Here is a 19,863-nt window from a genome sequence, read left to right as displayed (position 1 = left end):
ATAAAATGAACCTATTCAATAGTATCAGTAATTAACATATTTAATTGTTAAACTTAATATCAATATAATGAATAAATCTATATGCAGTAATATAAAAGGAAAAGCTGTATCCCTAACTATTCTATGTGTTTTTAGTTATACAATATCTTTTGCGTCGGTTAATGTAGGAGTAGATAGGGGTAAATCAGCTTCAAGTAGGATTATTCCGAATCAGAGTCAGGCAACCTTCAATTTAAAAGGAAAAGTAATTGATGATATGGGAGAGCCTCTTCCCGGTGCAAATATAGTTCTCGTTGGTGGCACAAGAGGTGTTGCCACAGATATCGACGGATCATTTGTGATCAGTGTTTCGGTTGGTGAGAAACTGACTGTTTCTTATCTGGGTATGGAAGATCAGATTGTAACGGTCAAGGATAAGAAGGATCTTGTAATTACGATGAAACCCAAAACGGATGAACTGGAGGAAGTGACTGTCGTTGCTTTTGCCAAACAAAAGAAGGAAAGTGTTATCGGATCTATTACAACCTTGAATCCATCGGAATTAAAAGTTCCTTCCAGCAACCTGACTACGGCAATGGCCGGACGTTTGTCCGGAGTGATTGCCTATCAACGAAGTGGCGAACCGGGAAAAGACAATGCTGAATTTTTTATTCGTGGTGTGACTACTTTCGGTTATAAAAAAGATCCTCTCATTCTTATTGATAACAATGAGGTTACTACTACGGAATTATCCCGCATTCAGCCGGATGATATCGCTTCTTTTTCTATTATGAAGGATGCCACAGCAACAGCCCTTTATGGGTCTCGTGGTGCTAACGGTGTTATCTTGGTAACGACGAAAGAAGGAGCGGAAGGGGCCGCCCAGGTAAGTATCCGGTTGGAAGGTTCTATGTCGCAACCGACAAAAATGGTGGAACTGGCCGATCCGATAACCTATATGCGTCTCCATAATGAAGCCGTTTTGACACGTAATCCGATGGGGGCACTACCTTATTCGCAGCAAAAGATAGATAATACGATTGCCGGTGTGAATCCGTACGTTTATCCGGCTACGGACTGGTATAACGAACTATTCAAGAATAATACATTCAACTACCGTGCCAACTTTAATGTAAGTGGTGGTGGTAAAGTTGCTCGTTATTACATTGCCGGCAGTTATATTTCGGATAAGGGTGTATTGAATGTCGATAAAAAGAGCAGTTTCAATAATAATATCAACCTGAAACGATATATGCTTCGTGCCAATGTAAATATCAATGTTACCAAAACGACAGAAGCTGTCGTTCGTTTGAGCGGTGCATTTGATGACTATACCGGACCGATAGATGGTGGCGATCAGCTGTTCGCAAAAGTAATGCGGACTAACCCTGTTTTGTTCGCCCCTTCTTATCCGGCTGATGAAGCAAATCAGTATACCAAACATATATTATTCGGTAATGCAGACAAGGGACAGTATAATAACCCGTATGCAGATATGTTGAAAGGGTATAAAGATACGCAAACATCTCAGATGGCGGCTCAGTTCGAATTGAAGCAGAATTTGGATTTTATCACAGAAGGATTGTCTCTTCGTGCTATGTTCAATACAAATCGATATGGTTATTTTGATGTATCTCGTCAATATGTACCATTCTTCTATAGAATAGGTTCCTATAATAAGTTGGAGGATACCTATATTTTGGCCCCCCTTAACGAACAGGATGGACGTGAAACATTAGACTTTGTTCCCGGTAATAAAGTAGTTAGTTCTACAACTTATTTTGAAACGGCTGCTAACTGGAATCAAACTTATAATGAAAAGCATGCTGTCGGTGCTATGTTGGTTTTCACACTTCGTCAATCCCTGACTTCCGACGCCAATACATTACAACTTTCATTACCTTCACGCAATGTGAACTTTGCCGGTCGTGCTACTTATGCTTATGATTCGCGTTACTTCCTTGAAGCAAACTTCGGTTATAACGGTTCCGAACGTTTTGCCAGAAAGGAACGTTTTGGTTTCTTCCCTTCAATGGGACTTGGTTGGCTTGTTTCTAGTGAAGCGTTCTGGAATGACGATTTGAAGAAAACGATTAATAAATTGAAACTGAAAGTTACTCATGGGTTATCCGGTAACGATGCGATTGGCAGACCTGAAGATCGTTTTTTCTATATTTCGGAAGTAAATATGAATAGCGATGGAAAGCAATCGTCGTTCGGTACTTATGGAAATTTTGGAGGACGTACGTTGAATGGTGTTTCGATCTCTCGTTACCCGAACGAGGATATACCTGGGAGACTGCCCGGAAAACAAATCTGGGTGTAGAGTTAGGACTATTTGATAAATTGGAATTGCAGGCGGATTATTTTATGGAATCCCGTTGGAATATTTTAATGTCACGTGCTTCTATTCCTACAACTATGGGGCTTCAGGCTGATGTAATGGCTAATGTGGGAAAAGCTAAAAGTAGTGGTATCGACCTGTCGTTGAACTATAACCATATGATTAATAATGATGCCTGGTTGACGGGGATGGCTAATTTCACTTATGCAACCAGTGAGTTTACTGCTTACGAAGAGCCGGATTACAGTGCAACGCCTTGGAAGTCGAAACTGGGGACTTCCCTGAATCAGAATTTCGGTTATGTGGCTGAACGTTTGTTTGCAGATGAAGAAGATATCCGTAATTCGCCGAGTCAGTTTGGTAATTATATGGCCGGTGATATCAAATATAAAGATATCAATAACGATGGTAAGATTACCGAATTGGATATGGTACCGATGGGTTATCCAACCAGTCCGGAAATTGTTTATGGTTTCGGTCTGTCCGGAGGATACAAACAATGGGATTTATCTTTCTTCTTCCAGGGATTGGCTCGGGAATCATTCTGGATCGACACATCAACGGATAACGGAACTCTACCTTTCCTCAACGGACAGAATGCTTTGTTAAAAGCATATGCAGATGATCACTGGTCTGAAGATAATCGTAACCTGTATGCTTTGTGGCCACGTTTATCTTATGAAGCTGTAGAGAATAATCAGAAACCGTCTACCTGGTTTATGCGCAATGGTTCATTCTTGCGTTTGAAATCATTGGAGTTTGGATATACAGTTCCGACCAATGTACTTAAAAAAGTCTTTGTAAAGAACTTTCGTATCTATTTCAGCGGCACGAACCTGCTAACATTCAGTCCTTTCAAATTGTGGGATCCTGAAATGGGTGGAAATGGTTTAGGATATCCGGTTCAGCGTGTATTCAATTTGGGAGCTCAGATTTCCTTCTAATGAGAGTTGTAACGGGTTTTGTCTTATTTGATTCTATTAATCAATAAATTAGTTTACATGAAAGCATTCTATAAAATATTAATGTTTACAGCATTAATACAGGTATTTACCTCGTGTGACGGTTATCTGGATTTAGTACCGGATAACGTAGCAACGGTTGAGTCAGCTTTTACGAATCGAGCTGCAGCCGAAAAGTTTTTATATACTTGTTATAGTTATCGCCCGCAGTGGGGGGATTTATTTAATGACCCGGCGATTAACGGTGGTGACGAGACATGGCAGTTCTATCCGATAGCATCACATGTATTTCCAACGTTTACATCTTCTTATCTACAACGTGGTTTTCAAAAACTAGATGATCCTTATCTGAATTTTTGGGATGGTCTGCAAGGTGGTAAAGGCTTATTCATTGGTATCCGTGATTGTAATATCTTCTTGGAGAACATAGCTAGTACGGTTGATTTGGAAGAATCTGACGTATTCGTTGGGTTGCTGAAGTGAAATTCTTAAAGGCATATTATCATTATTATCTGTTGAAATGCTATGGTCCTATACCTATTATAGATGAAAATCTACCAGTTTCTGCTTCACCTGAACAGGTTGCGGTTTATCGTGATAAAGTGGATGATGTGGTGACTTATGTAAATGATCTGATTTTGGAAGCTTTGCCTGATCTGCCGGATTATAAAGACATGGTTATGAGTATTGAAGGCGGTCGTGTTGATAAACAGATAGCTTTGGCTGTTCGTGCAGAGATGTTGGTAATGGCTGCCAGCCCTTTGTTCAATGGTAATACAGAAATGGCAGGACTGATAGATAATCGCGGGACAGTCTTGTTTAATCAAACGTATGATCCTGAAAAATGGAAAATTGCTGCAGATGCTTGTAAAGAAGCGATAGAAGCTTGTCATGGCGCCGGAAAGAAACTGTATACGGAAATTGAACCGATCACAGTGACTCAGCATCCTGTGTTCCAATTGCAGACTATGTTGCGTCAGGTTGTTTGCGAACGTTGGAACTGTGAGTTGATATGGGGAGGTACAAATAGTCAATGCAGGGATCGTTCCTATCATTCGACCCCTCGTGTTGTACGTATCGATGCAGGAATAATCAATACAATCAGTGCTCAATGGGCTCCGACAATTAAAACAGTGGAACGTTTTTATACATCCAATGGTGTCCCTATGAATGAAGATAAACAGTGGAGCAAAGAGGGATGGTATGATAAACGCTATGAATTACGTTCGGAACCTTCCTCCGGAGATGAGAAATATTTTGTAAAGGAAGGACAACGTACTTGTTATATGCACTATAACCGTGAACCTCGTTTTTATGCCAGCATAGGTTTCGACCAGGGAATCTACTACGGAAACGGGAAAAACGACTTCGAGTCATGTAACTATACCAACTTTTTAAATTTGGGGTGGTCTGGTTATCAAGGGGGTAGTTCTTATTCCATAACCGGTTATGCTCCGAAGAAAATGGCTAGTTATAAAAACGGTGTTACTAACAGTACTATTGCAGAACCGGAATATTACCCTTTTCCTGTTATCCGTTTGGCTGATCTTTATTTGCTTTATGCGGAAGCATTGAATGAATATTCCGGTCCTTCGGCAGAAGTGTATGAATATATAGACCGGATTCGTGAACGTGCCGGATTAGAGGGGGTAATAGATTCATGGAGTAAATATTCTACCGATCCGTCTAAACCAACGACAAAAGAAGGTTTGCGTAATATTATCCATGATGAAAGAACGGTTGAGTTTGCTTTTGAATCCAAACGTTATTGGGATATTCGTCGTTGGAAGCAGATCGATACTTATAATATACAGCCTCAGGGGTGGAATATCATGGGTGAGACACCTGAAGACTTTTATAAGTTGCAGAATGTGGCTGAAGTTCCTGTAAAAGTTACGGTGAAAGATTATTTTATGCCTATCCGGGAGACGAATATTATTACTAATAAAAATCTTGTACAAAATTACGGTTGGTAATAAATTCATTATCTAATACATTATAATAATGATGAATATGAAAAATAAGATTATACTGTCTGTCATGACGCTAGGTTTGATCACTTGGTCATGCAGCGAATCTCCAATAGGACAGCAACCTATAGATTCCATTGCTCCGGGGGCTGTCTCGAATGTGAATGTAAAAAATATTCCCGGAGGGGCTATTCTTAGTTATACTTTACCGGATGATGAAGATTTGCTTTATGTTAAAGCCGTTTATAACTTAAAGGAAGGGTTGGCTGAAGCTAAAAGTTCTCTTTATACGGATACGATCAAGGTAGTAGGTTTTGGCGATATGGAACCGCGTGAGGTTTCGCTTATAGCAGTGGATCGGAGTCGTAATGAATCTGCTCCTGTGAAAGTAACGGTGAATCCTGAAGAACCTCCCGTGTTGACGATCGGTAAGACACTTGATTTGGTACAAGATTTTGGGGGGGTACAAGGACTGTGGACAAATAGCAACCGGGATGAGGTGACAGTTCATATTGTACGTAAAGATGAATATGGAGATTATCAACCCTTGGAAACATTTTATACGACTGTTATAGAGGGGAGTGGAGCTGCCCGTGGTTTGGATACTATTCCAATGGATTTCGGAATCTACGTGAAGGATCGCTGGGGAAATATCAGTCCGACTCTTTATAAAGAGTTGACACCTATGTTTGAAACCTCATTCGATAAGACTAAATGGTCCGATGCTAAATTACCGAACGATATTGGTGAAGGAGCTGGTTGGGGGATGTCTCGTATATGGGATGGCATTTATGGTCCAGGTGATAATGGTTTTAGTTCGCCGGGTGGAACCGGGGTTTGGCCTCAATCGATTACTATTGATTTAGGAGCGGTAGGTAAGATCAGTCGTTTATTACTCTATCAACGTGGAGATGCTTATATTTTTTCTGAAGGAAACCTGAAACAGTTTGAAGTTTATGGTGCTACAGATCTGGATCCTACAGGTAATTGGGATAGTTGGACATTGTTGGGTACTTTCGAATCTGTAAAACCTTCAGGGCTTCCTTTAGGTCAGCATTCTTCGGAAGATGATGACGTTGCTCTTGTGTCCGGCGAGAATTTTATTATGCCGTTGGATGTTCCACCTGTTCGATGGATTCGTATAAAAGTGCTTAGAACTTGGGCAGGCGGTGATAATTTCCAGATAGGAGAACTGTTTGTGTTTGGTGACAACAGATCTGAATTATATCAATAATTATAAAAAGAACAGTTTATGAAATTCAATAAAGTATGTTTTGCATTACTGATGCTATTGGCAATCGCCAGCCAGTCATGTATGGATATGAATGATCTTACTGACAAGTATCTTGACGAAGGAGAGATCGTTTATGCCGCAAAAGTGGATAGTGTAGGTGTTCGGGCAGGCGAGAACCGGATTCAATTAGACATTTATGTAAAAGCTCAACGTGTAGAGAATTTACGCGTTTATTGGAATAATTATGAAGACTCTGTTGATGTCGAGATCGGTGGAAAGACTGGTGTTTTTCCTGTTATACTCGATGATATGCCGGAAAGCGGATATCTGTTCCAATTAGTCAGCTTTGATAAATTCGGTAATCGTTCGTTAGAGTTTGAAGCTACCGGATCTTCTTATGGAGAGAACTATAAGAACGGACTTTCTAACAGAAGTTATACAACTGAATTTACCCGTTATGATATGGAAGGCGATTCGATGGTGATTTATTGGGGAGGAACAGTCAGAGGGGCTGTCGGTATGGAGTTGCAATATACCGATATTTCTGATAAAACGGTCCGTATGGAAGTTCCGGCTGATGCTTCTACTACTACCTTATATAAATTAAAAGGAAATGTGAGTTATAATTTACGTTTCCTGCCGGAAGAGAATGCCATAGATACTTTCACGACTGTTTCTAAAAGTATACCGATTTATTATGAAAGCCCGATAGACAAATCCAGCTGGAAGATTGTCGCTTTTAGTTCGGCTTCGGCATCTCCTGAATGGCCGGCAACGAATGCTATCGATGGAGATATTAATACTCCGTGGCATACGGAGCATAATCCAACGGCTCCTTTTCCTCATTATTTTATAGTGGATATGGGAGAAGTGATTGATATATCGAGTTTTGAAGTATATCGTCGTATGGACGACTCCGGTGGTGCCCAACCGACACATCAGATATTCTATGCCGAATCGTTGGCTGATCCGACAGACAGTAATGATATGGGATGGAAGGACTATGGCGTTTACTCTTTAGATAATGTAGTCGATATCCCTCAGTTTTCAAGGGCAGCTAATGTTGTTAAAGCACGCTATTTCATGTATTATGTAGGATCAAACTCCCGCTCATCATATGCTTATATCGGTGAGATCGGTGCTTATTCTCCGGCTGGTGATGGCTTGATTCATTAGGCTTTATTTATTATTCGGCAGTTAACAGTAACTGATTCACGGTTAGTTACTGTTGACGCTGGATTTTTTAGAATAATTTTTGCTTACCGTTTTATCAGAACCGTCAGGCGTAACGAAAGATCGAAAAAGACCATTTTGGCATTTACATTCTGGGTAATATGCCGTTCTGCTTTTGCCAGCTCTTCCATGATATCGAATACATTCCGTTCGTTAACGAATGGGGCGAATTTTACGGCAAAACCGGATTCGTCCATATTCATATAATTCAGGTCCGGTGACTGGAAACGGTACATAAAGTTTTCACGGATCAGATGCTGGCAGTATTGCAGGAAGTTCTTTTGGCGTTCGCGTCCGATGCCGGCAAGAACATCGGCCATCGCTTTCATCCCTTTGACGTTACGTGCCCAGGAGTTACGCATCATCGCCTTGAACTGCTCCAGATAGAAACTGTTTTCTTCACTCAGGCTGATCGCTTCTATGGCTTTCAGATAACTCCCGTTTGCCAGGTGAGCCACATGTTTTGCATCGTCCGGCGCCAGTCCGAATCGTGTTATCATAGCAGCTGTTATAGCCTCCGGGTGGATGGAACGGACATTGATTCGCTGTGCACGTGACAGGATCGTTCCTAAGATCTGGTCCGGTATTTCCGATACCATCAGGATGACGGTATTCAAAGGAGGTTCTTCTATCACTTTCAGAAGTTTATTCGCACAGGTCGGATGGAGCTTTTCGGGCAGCCAGACCAACAGGATACGATAAGACGCCTCGTATATTTTCAGATTCAATTTACGGATGATTTCGTCACTTTCCTTCGAATAGATGATGGCCTGCGAATTGCCGGCATCAATGTAATCCAGCCATCCATCGATATTGAAATAAGGACGTTCTTTCAGGAAACCGCGCCATTCGGTCAAATAATCGTCGCATACTTCTTTTTTCTTTTCCTTTTTGGCAACGATAGGGAATACAAAATGCAGGTCTGGGTGCGCCAGTTCGTTAAACTTCAGGCAGGACGGACATCTCCCGCAGGCATCAGTCTCGGTCCGGTGCGTACAGTTCAGATAACGGCCATAAGCCAGTGCCAGAGGAAATGCTCCCGCACCTCCCTGTTCCGTGAATAGCTGGGCATGAGGCACAACACCTGTTTGTGCTGAATGGATAAGCTGTTTTTTTATTTCTTCCTGACCGATTATATCTTTGAAGTACATGAATGTTCCTTTTGTATTATCAGAACAAAGGTACAAATAATCGGAAGAAATAAGAAATACTGGCTTCCGTATATATCCGGAGATGGCTTTTATTTGTCTTCTTTCTTTGGAATATATCTCCCAGATTGATCTTTATGTTAGTACGCTGGCAGGCTCCTAAGATGCCGGTGCCGTTATTTACATTGGTATAAACACGAAGCGGTTCGGCCAATCCTATGTTAGACAGGCTGCCGGATAAAGTGCTGGCACTGATTTTTTCCAATGATAACAAATATTGATAATAAGATTCGGAGAGAGCATACAAGTTAATGCTTCTTTCTTTCAAATCCTGAACACTATAATGTGCCTGTATCAGTTCTTTTACCTGGATGGTATATTCTTTTCCATCAATAAGTTCGTCGGTAAATACACGACCGCCCCGTCCGTCTACGCCGTCATAGCCTAACGTCCCGTCGATAGTGGAATTTACACTGTTGAATATGGGGTCGATATATTGAATGTCTCCTTCCACCCATAACTGGTAGTAATTCGCTTTACCCGGTGTGTCCCTGAAGGTTATGTAATACTGAAAGGCATAATATTCATTATTATAAGTTATATTGCCAGGGGTATTATTTTGTATGCTGTAAGGATCTCCGGTTTCTTTCCGGCAACTGACCTCTATCTTTTCGATCGGAACCCGTTGAGGAACGACGTCTTCTGCCCATGCAGATCCGTACTCGGGTGTGGTAGCCACTAGTTTGACTTTATCACCGGCCTGCGGAATGACCGTCGATATGAAAAAGGTATCCGGTGCTTGATGCTCTTCGACACTATCCAAAGCCTGCCATTTCATATCTTCTTTGTAAGTTCCGTTTATGTAAAGTTCAACCTTTGCATTTCTTAATTTTATACTTGAAATTTCTGTTTGCCCGTTCCAGCCATTGTATTCAGGTTCGAGATTGTCCAGATCTGAGAAAAAATAGGTGCGGGTAATGCTCGCCCGGATAACGGTATCGGGGGATATAGGGCAGTTAATGACGATTTTAGGGGTAGTACGATATTTCTCCACGTCAATTTCGCGGTAACAGGAAGTCAGGATAGATATGAAGCCTGACAGGACAGATAACAGAAGTATTTTTGTTTTCATCTTGTTCAGAATTTATAGGTGTATGAAACCGATGGTATGATAGGCAGAATACTCATCGTTTCGAAATAACAATAATAATTATACCAGAAACGCTTTTTTAAGGTAATCGCATTCATATGGCAATATACATTATATATACTGATATTCCAGATACCCATGCATCCGTTCTTTTTAGGACGATAAATATTGATACCCAGATCAAGCCGGTGATAAGCCGGCAGGCGGAAATTATTGCGTTCGGTGAAATATTCAAGTCCTCCCGGTGTATTCATAAACGGAGGAATAGGAGCTACGTCGGATGGAAAATGTGCCTGTCCGAGGTCTTCGTAATTTTCGAAAGAAGCGGTAAGGCGGTTTCCCGTCATAAATGTCCAGCTGCCGGTTAATTCTACTTTGTCGCTTAGTTTCCAGTTGGCCACAACATTCAGTTTGTGACGGTTGTCAAATTTGGCAGGGTAACGTTTACCGTCATTTATTTCAGCAAACTGGCGGTCTGCCCACATCAGTCCGTATCCTAACCATCCTGTGACACGTCCGGTTTCTTTCCGGGCAATCAGCTCTACCCCGTACGACCATCCTTTGCCCTGGGCCAGTTTATCTTCCCAACCGATGAATGACGGGAGGAAATTATATCCGTCTTTATAGTCGAGAATATGATTCATCCATTTATAATAACCTTCTACTGAGAAAGAATAGTCGTTGTGCAGATTGTAATAGGCGCCGGCCGATACTTGGTCGCTGACCAACGGGCGGAGTTTCTTACTAACCGGCATCCAGGTATCTGTCGGCAGACTCATATAACTTTCGTTTATCTGGTGAATGTACTGGCTCATCCGGGCATAGGATGCTTTCAGGCTTAGATGGGGATTGATCAGGAAGCGGGAAGATATGCGGGGTTCCAGCGAAGTATACGTTTTTTGACGGACATTGTAAAGACTGAAACGTATCCCGGCATTCAGGCGGATAAAATGATTGACTGTCCAGTCATCTTCTGCATAAACAGCCAGTTCATTAGCTGATAAAGTCTCTTTCACATCTTTGACTTCCAGTTTTTCATAATCGCCGGTCACTTCATTTTGGGTATATTCCGGGCGGAAATGATGATAGATGTAATTGCTACCGAAACGGACATGATGGGCGGGAGTGGGCAAATAGTCGAAATTCATTCGGAAACCCAGGTCGTTGATACCATTTTCAGTCGATGTATTTCTTTTACTTTTTTTATACTCCTCATCGTCTTTTTTACCTGTCTGGTTTTCCTCTATTCTTCTTATGGAGGAATTATAACGTGTGTAATAAGCCGAAATATTACTGAACATTTTATGATTCATCACATAAGACCATCCGGCGGAGGCAACGGTATTTCCCCAGCGTAATTTCCCGATATCTTTCGATTCGTAGTAGAGATTATCATCACTCGTTTTATAATCGGTACTTCCTCCTTTTAGAAAATCTTGTCCGAAATAAAGGTTGACATATCCTTGGCTGCGGTCATTGAAGTGATGGTTTACCTTCATGTTGATGTCGGTGAACGCATATCTGCCCGTTCGTTTTTTTCCATCCTTTTTCTCTATCCTGTTCCAGATGGCAAGTGCCGGAGCTGTCAGCACATCGAACCAGGAGCGGCGCAGGGATGCATTGAATGATGTTTTATCTTTGATGAGCGGACCTTCAAAATTAATGTTTCCGGAAGTGAGGCCCAGCATGGCGCTGCCATGATATTCTTTCATATTTCCATCTTTGGTATGTACGTCGACTACGCTTGAAAGTCTTCCTCCGTAACGGGCGGGAAAAGCCGATTTGTAAAAATCGACATCTTTCAGAGCCTCGGCATTAAAAGCGGAAAAGAGTCCTCCCAGGTGGTTTACCTGGTAAAGGGGAATGCCGTCTATCATATAGAGGTTCTCATCGCCATTGCCACCCCGGACGTACATACCAGCCAAACCTTCCGTTCCTGCCGAAACACCCGGCTGTGTCTGCAAAGTCTTGATCACATCCGATTCTCCGAGAAGGGTTGGGATTGATTTTACTGTTTTCTGTGAAATCTTCAATGTCCCCATTTGGGGAGTGTATACCGGATTTTGTGAAGCATTTGTTCCGGTAACGACTATTTCCTGAAGTTCTTTACCGCTTTTGAGCAGTATTTCCATGACCGTATCTTTTTTCAGATCATTCAAATGATATGCGAAGCGCTGGTAACCAATATAAGATGTTTCCAGCTGGATATCACCTTGTTGTACGGTCAGACTGAAAAAACCATGGTTATTGGTTGCTGTCCCTTCCTGGGTTTTGGGATTGTAGACGGAAGCACCGATAAGGTATTCGGTTGTATATTGATCGCGGATAAAGCCGCTGATCGTAACGAGATTGCTTTTTCTTCGTAAGATAATAAATTTTCCTTTTATAGTATAGGTGACGGAGAGATCCCTGAAAAGCATATCAAGACAGGTACGCAACGGAACTTGATTTACCTGCAATGTTACTTTCGGAATATCTTTGATAACCGAAGATTCGTAAGAAAAGGACATCTCCGATTGCTTTTCGATTATCACAAGAACATCAGGTAGAGGGAGATTGCTGATATTCAATGTGATAGTAGGTGCTTTATCGGCTTCGGTAGCATTTGCCGGATACAGTATACCGAGTGACAACAGCAAGATAAACAATTGGATAAATAATTTCATTCTATTTCATCATAAATGATTAATGTGTCAAGATAAAGAATAATATATATTTTTTCTGTTAAACCAGATGAATAAAATACAGGAGGGGCAGATAATCTTTTAATTCTTTGCGTAAAATCTTTAAAGCCTGCTGTATCCGATAATCTATGGTTTTGCTCGAGACTCCTGCCTGTTCAGCTATATCCTTGTAACTCATGTGCTGGAACCTGTGCATGACAAATGCCTGGCGGTAGCTGTCCGGCAATTTATTTATAGCTTTTTTGAGCAATTCCCTTAGTTCTGTAATCTGGTAATAATCGGTATCCTGTAACATTTCCTGCATCTGCTCGAAGAAGACGGTGTCGGCTTTACTTTTTGCTTGTAGACTGGCTATTTTGTTAATTGCTCTATTATATATTATTTTAAACAGATATTGGCTGAGTGATTTTTCGATAACCAGCTCTTTGCGGGATTCCCATAACCAGAACAGAACATCCTGGACAATCTCCTCAGAATCTTCTAATGAAATAAACTTGTGGCAATATGCGCACAACATCGGATAATATTTCCGAAACAAGAAGGTATATGCTTCTCTGTCTGACTGACGTAATGCTGACAAAAGAAAATTCTCATTCTGGTATTGTTCGTTATGTATACTCCCTTTCATATGTTTTTCTTATCTAAGAGCAAATATCATAATTTTTTTTGAAAAAAGTCGATTTCTGTTTAGGAACTCATCCGATCCCACCTGTCATAATAATAAAAGGTGATTTTAATGAGCGAAAAGAATATAGATATTGTAGAGGAACTTCTTCCCCGTTATTGTGAAGGCAATGTGTCTGCGGAGGAAAGGGAGAAAGTTGAAAAATGGATCCGTCAATCTGAAGAGCATTATAAAATAGCCCGGCAGATACAACTGATCTATTTGGCATCGGATACTATCTCTGTCATGGATCGGGTAAATACGGACAATGCTTTATCCAAAGTAGACAACCGTATTTTCAGAAGCCAACTAAAGGCGTTGTTTATATGGGGGCAGCGGGTGGCTGCCATATTATTCATCCCGTTGCTGGTTGCTTATCTGTTGCAAGTACTTATTCCTGAAAAACAGGATATCCGTATGTTGGAAGTCCGGACAAATCCGGGTATGACGACCAGCCTGACATTACCGGATGGTACAAAGGTTAATTTGAATTCCGAGTCTTCACTGGTATATCCGGAGAGTTTCGAAGGGGAATTCCGTTCGGTCCGCTTGGAAGGTGAAGCTTTCTTTGAGGTCGTAAAGAATCCGGAAAAGCGGTTTGTTGTAACCACTCCTCACAATGCCAGCGTGGAAGTGTGGGGAACTTCTTTTAATATGGAAGCTTTTAGATGGGATTCTATTGTCTCGACTACATTGATAAGCGGGAAAGTCGCATTCATTTCCAAGTCCGGACAGGTGGATATAAAGCCGGGTGAAAAATTGGTTTATAATATCCAGACGAATCGGTCGGATATATATCAGACAAGCGGGGAAGCTGAGATATCCTGGAAGGATGGAATGATTATTTTCAAGAAGACTCCTTTTGAAGAAGCATTGCGTATGTTGACAAAGAGGTTTAATGTGGATTTTGTAGTGTCAAATAATAAATATGTAAAAGATTTTTTTACCGGATCATTTACCAATCATCGATTGGAACAGATATTAGACATATTCAATGCTTCTTCCGGAATTAAGTGGCGTTATATTCCGTCGGAAAACAAATTGGATAGAAAAAGTAAAGTAGAAATCTATTAAAAATGAAAGCGTATGGCAAACGGACCTCCTGAAACAAAAACATTCGGATAAATATTGGCGTATTTATCCGAATGAAATGAGTTAACTGAAAGAAACCTGTTTGGCGACAGGTTCGTATCAAATCATTTTTTCCTTAAAAAAGTACACAAAGTTATGCAAAAATTATCTATTACCCAATTTCGGTGGGTGACAATGTCACTTGGGTTAACCTTAAAAAAGATTCCATTGGTTATGAAACTGTTTTTTGTCTTTATGCTAAGTTCAATTAGCTTATTACATGCCTCTGGTAGCTATGCACAAACTGCCCGGATAAGTTTGGAAACGAAAAATCAAACAGTGCAGGAAGTGTTGGAACAGATAGAAGCGAAAAGTAATTTTTCTTTTTTTTATAACAATCGTCATGTCGATTTGAATCGTAAAGTATCGGTATCTGTCGACGATGCTGATATATTTAAAATACTGGATGCCGTTTTTTCCGGGACCAATGTCGGTTATTCAGTAGTAGAGAACCGTATTGTATTATCTGTAAAATCATCAAATCCTGTTATTTCCCAAAAAGGGAATAAAATTACAGGGACAGTTGTCGATGCAGCCGGTATACCTATTATTGGAGCCAATGTAATGGTAAAAGGAACGACAAATGGAGCTGTTACAGATATAAACGGAAAATTTTCATTGAATGTAGAAAAAGGCGATCTGTTGGAAGTGTCTTATATCGGTTATCTTTCTTATGAACAGAAAATCGGTAATGAACAGGCATTGGCTATCACGTTAAAAGAAGATACCAAAACATTGGATGAAGTAGTCGTTGTCGGATATGGTACACAGAAAAAAGGAAACTTGACAGGTTCTATTGCTACGGTTAAAAGTGAAGAAATGACAGTGGCTCCGGTTTCCAGTACTATAAATAGTTTAGGTGGTAGATTGCCAGGGTTGGTGTCTCAGCAGACAAGCGGACAACCAGGGGCGGACCAGGCCACTATAAAGGTGCGTGGATTTGCGGATAATGCTATTTGGATTGTAGATGGAATAGAAACTGATTTTAACCGGGTTGACCCGAACCAGATTGAGTCTATCAGTATACTGAAAGATGGTTCCGCCTCAATTTATGGAGCTCGTGCCGGTAATGGCGTTGTTTTGGTAACAACAAAGAGAGGAGTTGTCCAAAAACCGACTATTGCTATTAATTCATCCATTACTTTTCAAGGTATTACTACTATGCCTAAACCTGTTTCTTCGGGAGATTATGCGACTTTGAAACGGGAAGAATGGCTTCAGTCCGGTAAACCGGAGTCGACCGCTCCCTATACGGAAGAACAAATACAGAAGTTTTATGACGGAACAGATCCGCAGTATGTAAATACCGATTGGTATAGCGAATTGATCAGAAACTGGTCTCCATTGAACCAGCATAATATATCGGTACGCGGAGGTAGTGAGAAGATTAAGTATTACGGCTTTTTGGGGTATTTAGATCAGGAATCTATCTGGAAAAATAATGGAGGGGATTATAAGCGTTATAATTTACAATCGAATATCGATGCCAATATCACGGATCAGTTATCATTGCAGTTGGACTTGTCTTTCATAAAGTCTGATAATATGACAACAGTCCGTGGACAGTCTGCAGGGGAAAATACAGTTTGGCAGGACTTTTGGAATACGTTGCCTATTTATCCGGCTCATTTGCCTGATCCGACGAGAATCTCTTATGCCGATGGAAAGGGAACAGGGGGGGCACATGTTACGTCTAATACCGATTTATCCGGATATACAAAAGATGAAAAGCTAACTTTAACCGGTACAATCGCTTTAAAATATAGTATAAAATGGGTAAAAGGACTTTCTGCTAAATTTTTTGTTAATTATTATGATGATATTAAATTCCAAAAGAGATTTAACAGACCATCTTCCTTTTATAGATATGATGTGGCGAGTGACACATATATCAGTGCAGGTGGATTGGGAAATTCGGCTCAATTATCGCAACGGGATGATCGAAGTAAAATGCTGACCAGACAATTTTCTGTTAATTATGATAATACGTTGGCAGAAGATCATACCCTGTCTGTTTTGGCTCTGTATGAGGCGATTGATTACTCCGGCAACTGGATGTCTGCCAGCAGGGAAGATTTGCTGACTCCTTCTATAGAGGAATTATTTGTCGGTAATACAGAAACAATGAAAAATGACGGAGCTTCATCGGAGATGGGACGTAAGAGTTTTGTCGGAAGATTCAATTATTCCTATAAGAATAAATATTTGTTGGAAACAACATTAAGAGCGGATGCCTCGGCTAAATTTGCTCCCGGACACAGATGGGGCTTTTTTCCGAGTGCTTCATTAGGATGGAGAATCACAGAGGAATCTTTTATGGAAAATACCAAATCTGTATTGGATGATTTGAAGGTTAGAGCAAGTTACGGACGTTCAGGTAATGATGCTGTGGGTAACTTCCAATATTTATCCGGTTATAAATTAAATGGGTATTATCTGTTGGGAGATAAAAGTATGTCCGGTATTGTGACGACAGGATTAGCTAATCCTATTTTGTCCTGGGAGAAATTTGAAATATGGAATGTCGGTTTGAATTATTCATTCCTGAATCAATTAATTTATGGGGAAGGTGATGTCTTCTACCGGAAGAGATCGGGTATCCCGGCTAAACGTTCTATGAGTTTATCTCCTACATTTGGTGCAAGTTTTCCGGATGAGAATATTAATAGTATGACAGACAGAGGGTTTGAACTTATTGTCGGTAGTTCAAAAAACTTTAAAAATTTCAGTTATAATATTAGTGGTAATATTTCGTGGTCCAGAGCAAAATGGGATCATTATGAAGAACAGATGTATACAGATCCTGACCAGAAAAGGATAAATCAGAAGTCCGGACAATGGATAGATAGACAATTCGGATATGTATCAGACGGATTGTTCACTTCTCAGGAAGAAATTGATAATTTGGGTTTTGATCAGGATAATAAGCAAAATACATCTTTGCGACCAGGCGATATTCGGTATGTGGATGTAAATGGAGATAAAGTGTTGGATTGGAAAGACCAGGTTGAGATAGGTAAAGGAACTATGCCTCACTGGATGTACGGACTGAATGTCGATCTGAAATATAAAGATTTTGATTTTGCTGCTCTTTTCCAGGGGGCTTTCGGATATAACAGCAATATTACATTGTGGCATAATACATTGACCTTCCCACAGGAGCTGTATGATCTTCGTTGGTGTGAGCAAAATAATGTATCGGATGCTCTTTATCCCCGTTTGGGAGGTGCTGCTACCAATGGGTATACGTCTGATTATTTTTATAAAAAAGCGGGTTATTTGCGTCTGAAATCGTTGGCTATCGGATATAATTTGCCAAAAGAGCTTTGTACAAAATTATTTATTAAGCAATGCAGAGTGTATTTCGCAGGTACCAATTTGCTGACATTCGATAAGTTAGGAAAATATCATATTGACCCGGAGGCTCCTTCCGGACAAGGCGGATACTACTATCCTCAACAAAAAACTCTTTCTGTAGGTCTTAATTTGTCATTCTAATAAAAAGTCTAATCGTATGAAAAAAATATTTTTGTCATTAATGATAATTGCTTCATCTCTTGTTTCCTGTTCAGACGTTCTGGACAAAACCCCGTTAGATATCATCTCTGATGAAGCTGTATGGAATGATGAAGCTTTGATTGAAGCTTATTTGGTTCAATGTTATTTTCATATGTCTTATTTTGGCAATGAAAGTGGCGGTAATGGTTGGCAAGGTGATGGTTATTTTCCTGCATTTGTTGTGAATCATGTGTCTGATGAATGCTTGTCTCAATGGAGAGATTGGGGAGAAGCTATGACCGGATATAATTATAAGTTTGGCGGACTAAAAATAGATGGTGGTTTGTTGGACTGGTGGGGATATGATCCTATCCGTAAGATCAATGAATTTATAGAAAAAGTCCCTGAATCTCCGTTAAATCAGGAACTTAAAGGTACTCGAGTGGCAGAGGCTCGTTTTTTGAGAGCTTTTTCTTATTTTGCCATGGTAAAGCGTTATGGCGGTATTCCTTTGATCCTGAAAGCACAACAGTTGACTGATCCTGAGGAAGAATTATATCCTAAACGGGATACGGAAGAAGCTGTCTATAATTTTATTATATCTGAAACAAGTGAAATCGCTAATGAGTTGTCGGAAGAAGCCGGAAGCGGAAACCTGGGACGTGCAACGAAATATGCTGCTTTGGCTTTGAAGTCGCGGGCTGCTTTATACGCTGCAAGTATTGCACAGTTCGGTAAGGTGCAATTGGATGGAGTTGTGGGAATCCCAGCAGAAAAAGCTAAGGATTTTTATCAGATATCTTATGAGGCTTCCAAGGAGATCATAAATAGCGGGAAGTTTGCTTTATATAATCAGGATGCGGATAAAGTAACAAATTTTAAAAATATATTTTTAGTTAAAAATAATAGTGAGGTTATCTTTGCTAAAAGACATGATAGTTCCAATGGCTTGATCACCGGAGGAAATGGATGGGCAGTCGATTTCTTTCAGTGCCCTCGCCCCCAGGGTTGGAACAGGGGTAACTTGGACGGCCCTTATCTGGAGTTGGTAGAAGAGTTTGAACATATAGATGGAACTTCCGGAAAACTGAACCGTTCAGAAGTAGAGAATGGCCTGTGGACTATGGATAAGTTGTGGGGGAAAAAGGATCCTCGTTTCTTCGCAACGATATATACACAGGAAACTCCATGGAAAGGTAGCTATGTGGATTATCACAATGGATTACTTTTACCTGATGGAACAATTATGACGAAAGATTCTTACGATGGAGTGTTATGTACTGGTGATCAGGATCTGGAAGGAACTTGTTTCGGGGTAATGAAATATTTGGATGAATCTCATGATAATATGGCAGGAACTGAGTCTGCATGGGCTACTTCTTCTCAGGATTTCTTATTGTTCCGGTATGCGGAAACCTTACTGAATTTAGCAGAGGCCGCTTATGAATTAGGTAAGAAAGGCGAAGCATTGGATGCAATCAATCAAATACGGGAACGCGCCGGTATTGCCCCGCTAAAAGAAATCAGCCAGGATAAGATACGTCATGAAAGAAAAGTGGAACTGGCATTTGAAGGACATCGGTATTGGGATGTCAGACGTTGGAGAACAGCAACAACAGAATTATCAAGAAGTTTTTCAGGTCTTCGATATATTTTGGACTATTCCAGCTACACGGATGATGAGAAAAAATATAAGTTGGAAATTCTGGACAATATTGACGGAAGTGTTTCTGCGCCATTGTTTAAAGAGGAAAATTATTATTTGCCTATAACTTTGAGCAGGACATCCAGTAATCCTAATATGGTAGAAAATCCGGGATATAAATAGAGTAAGAGAAGAGAATAGCCGATTTTCTTTAAATTTGG

At 40.6% G+C, this 19,863-nt stretch carries 11 protein-coding genes and 1 pseudogene; 8 read left to right on the top strand and 4 right to left on the bottom strand.

Going from position 1 to position 19,863, the window contains the following annotated elements; translation table 11 throughout:
- Positions 1-67 precede the first annotated feature (67 nt).
- The 5 genes and pseudogenes from DXA15_RS15085 (at position 68) to DXA15_RS15070 (ending at position 7,665) form a co-directional block, all read left to right on the top strand.
- Positions 68-3,267, top strand: a pseudogene (locus DXA15_RS15085) (SusC/RagA family TonB-linked outer membrane protein).
- A 57-nt stretch (positions 3,268-3,324) separates the two neighbouring features.
- The gene (locus tag DXA15_RS26625; RefSeq protein WP_233567309.1) at positions 3,325-3,768 is read left to right on the top strand and encodes a hypothetical protein; all 444 of its coding nucleotides are present in this window, start codon (positions 3,325-3,327) and stop codon (positions 3,766-3,768) included.
- Positions 3,765-5,261: a RagB/SusD family nutrient uptake outer membrane protein gene (locus DXA15_RS15080; RefSeq protein WP_233567308.1), complete on the top strand. Its 1,497-nt coding sequence runs from the start codon at positions 3,765-3,767 to the stop codon at positions 5,259-5,261. The genes DXA15_RS26625 and DXA15_RS15080 overlap by 4 nt, the downstream gene beginning before the upstream one ends.
- A 37-nt stretch (positions 5,262-5,298) precedes the next feature.
- Complete coding sequence (locus DXA15_RS15075) at positions 5,299-6,489, top strand: DUF5000 domain-containing lipoprotein (RefSeq protein ID WP_128134547.1); 1,191 nt, start codon at positions 5,299-5,301, stop codon at positions 6,487-6,489.
- An 18-nt stretch (positions 6,490-6,507) separates the two neighbouring features.
- On the top strand, positions 6,508-7,665 hold the full coding sequence (locus DXA15_RS15070; RefSeq protein WP_128134546.1) for a DUF4998 domain-containing protein: 1,158 nt from the start codon (positions 6,508-6,510) through the stop codon (positions 7,663-7,665).
- A gap of 83 nt (positions 7,666-7,748) precedes the next feature.
- On the opposite strand, the gene DXA15_RS15065 is transcribed toward DXA15_RS15070, so the two are convergent.
- The 4 genes from DXA15_RS15065 to DXA15_RS15050 are packed head-to-tail and all read right to left on the bottom strand — an operon-like array spanning position 7,749 to position 13,332.
- On the bottom strand, positions 7,749-8,873 hold the full coding sequence (locus DXA15_RS15065; protein ID WP_007658352.1) for a DNA polymerase III subunit delta: 1,125 nt from the start codon (positions 8,871-8,873) through the stop codon (positions 7,749-7,751).
- A gap of 19 nt (positions 8,874-8,892) precedes the next feature.
- The gene (locus DXA15_RS15060; RefSeq protein WP_233567307.1) at positions 8,893-10,002 is read right to left on the bottom strand and encodes a DUF4249 domain-containing protein; all 1,110 of its coding nucleotides are present in this window, start codon (positions 10,000-10,002) and stop codon (positions 8,893-8,895) included.
- Positions 10,003-10,007: 5 nt separating this feature from the next.
- Positions 10,008-12,686 carry a TonB-dependent receptor gene (locus DXA15_RS15055; RefSeq protein ID WP_199676327.1) on the bottom strand — a complete coding sequence of 893 codons (2,679 nt, stop codon included), beginning with the start codon at positions 12,684-12,686 and terminating at the stop codon, positions 10,008-10,010.
- 58 nt (positions 12,687-12,744) lie between these two features.
- Positions 12,745-13,332, bottom strand: a complete 588-nt coding sequence (locus DXA15_RS15050; RefSeq protein ID WP_007658343.1) for an RNA polymerase sigma-70 factor — start codon at positions 13,330-13,332, stop codon at positions 12,745-12,747.
- Positions 13,333-13,440: 108 nt separating this feature from the next.
- Between DXA15_RS15050 and DXA15_RS15045 the strand changes: the two genes are divergently transcribed.
- The 3 genes from DXA15_RS15045 to DXA15_RS15035 all read left to right on the top strand — a co-directional run bounded on the left by DXA15_RS15045 (position 13,441) and on the right by DXA15_RS15035 (position 19,825).
- Positions 13,441-14,442, top strand: coding sequence for a FecR family protein (locus tag DXA15_RS15045; protein ID WP_122329111.1), 1,002 nt, complete (start codon positions 13,441-13,443; stop codon positions 14,440-14,442).
- A gap of 231 nt (positions 14,443-14,673) precedes the next feature.
- Entirely contained in the window at positions 14,674-17,997 is a 3,324-nt protein-coding gene (locus DXA15_RS15040) for a TonB-dependent receptor (RefSeq protein WP_233567306.1), read from the top strand.
- A 16-nt stretch (positions 17,998-18,013) separates the two neighbouring features.
- The gene (locus DXA15_RS15035) at positions 18,014-19,825 is read left to right on the top strand and encodes a RagB/SusD family nutrient uptake outer membrane protein (protein WP_122329113.1); all 1,812 of its coding nucleotides are present in this window, start codon (positions 18,014-18,016) and stop codon (positions 19,823-19,825) included.
- Positions 19,826-19,863 lie beyond the last annotated feature (38 nt).

It is taken from the genome of Parabacteroides sp. AM58-2XD (assembly GCF_003463685.1).
Lineage (GTDB): Bacteria > Bacteroidota > Bacteroidia > Bacteroidales > Tannerellaceae > Parabacteroides > Parabacteroides segnis.
The sequence above is the reverse complement of the archived record's forward strand: the minus strand, read 5'-3'. Positions and strand labels throughout refer to the sequence as shown.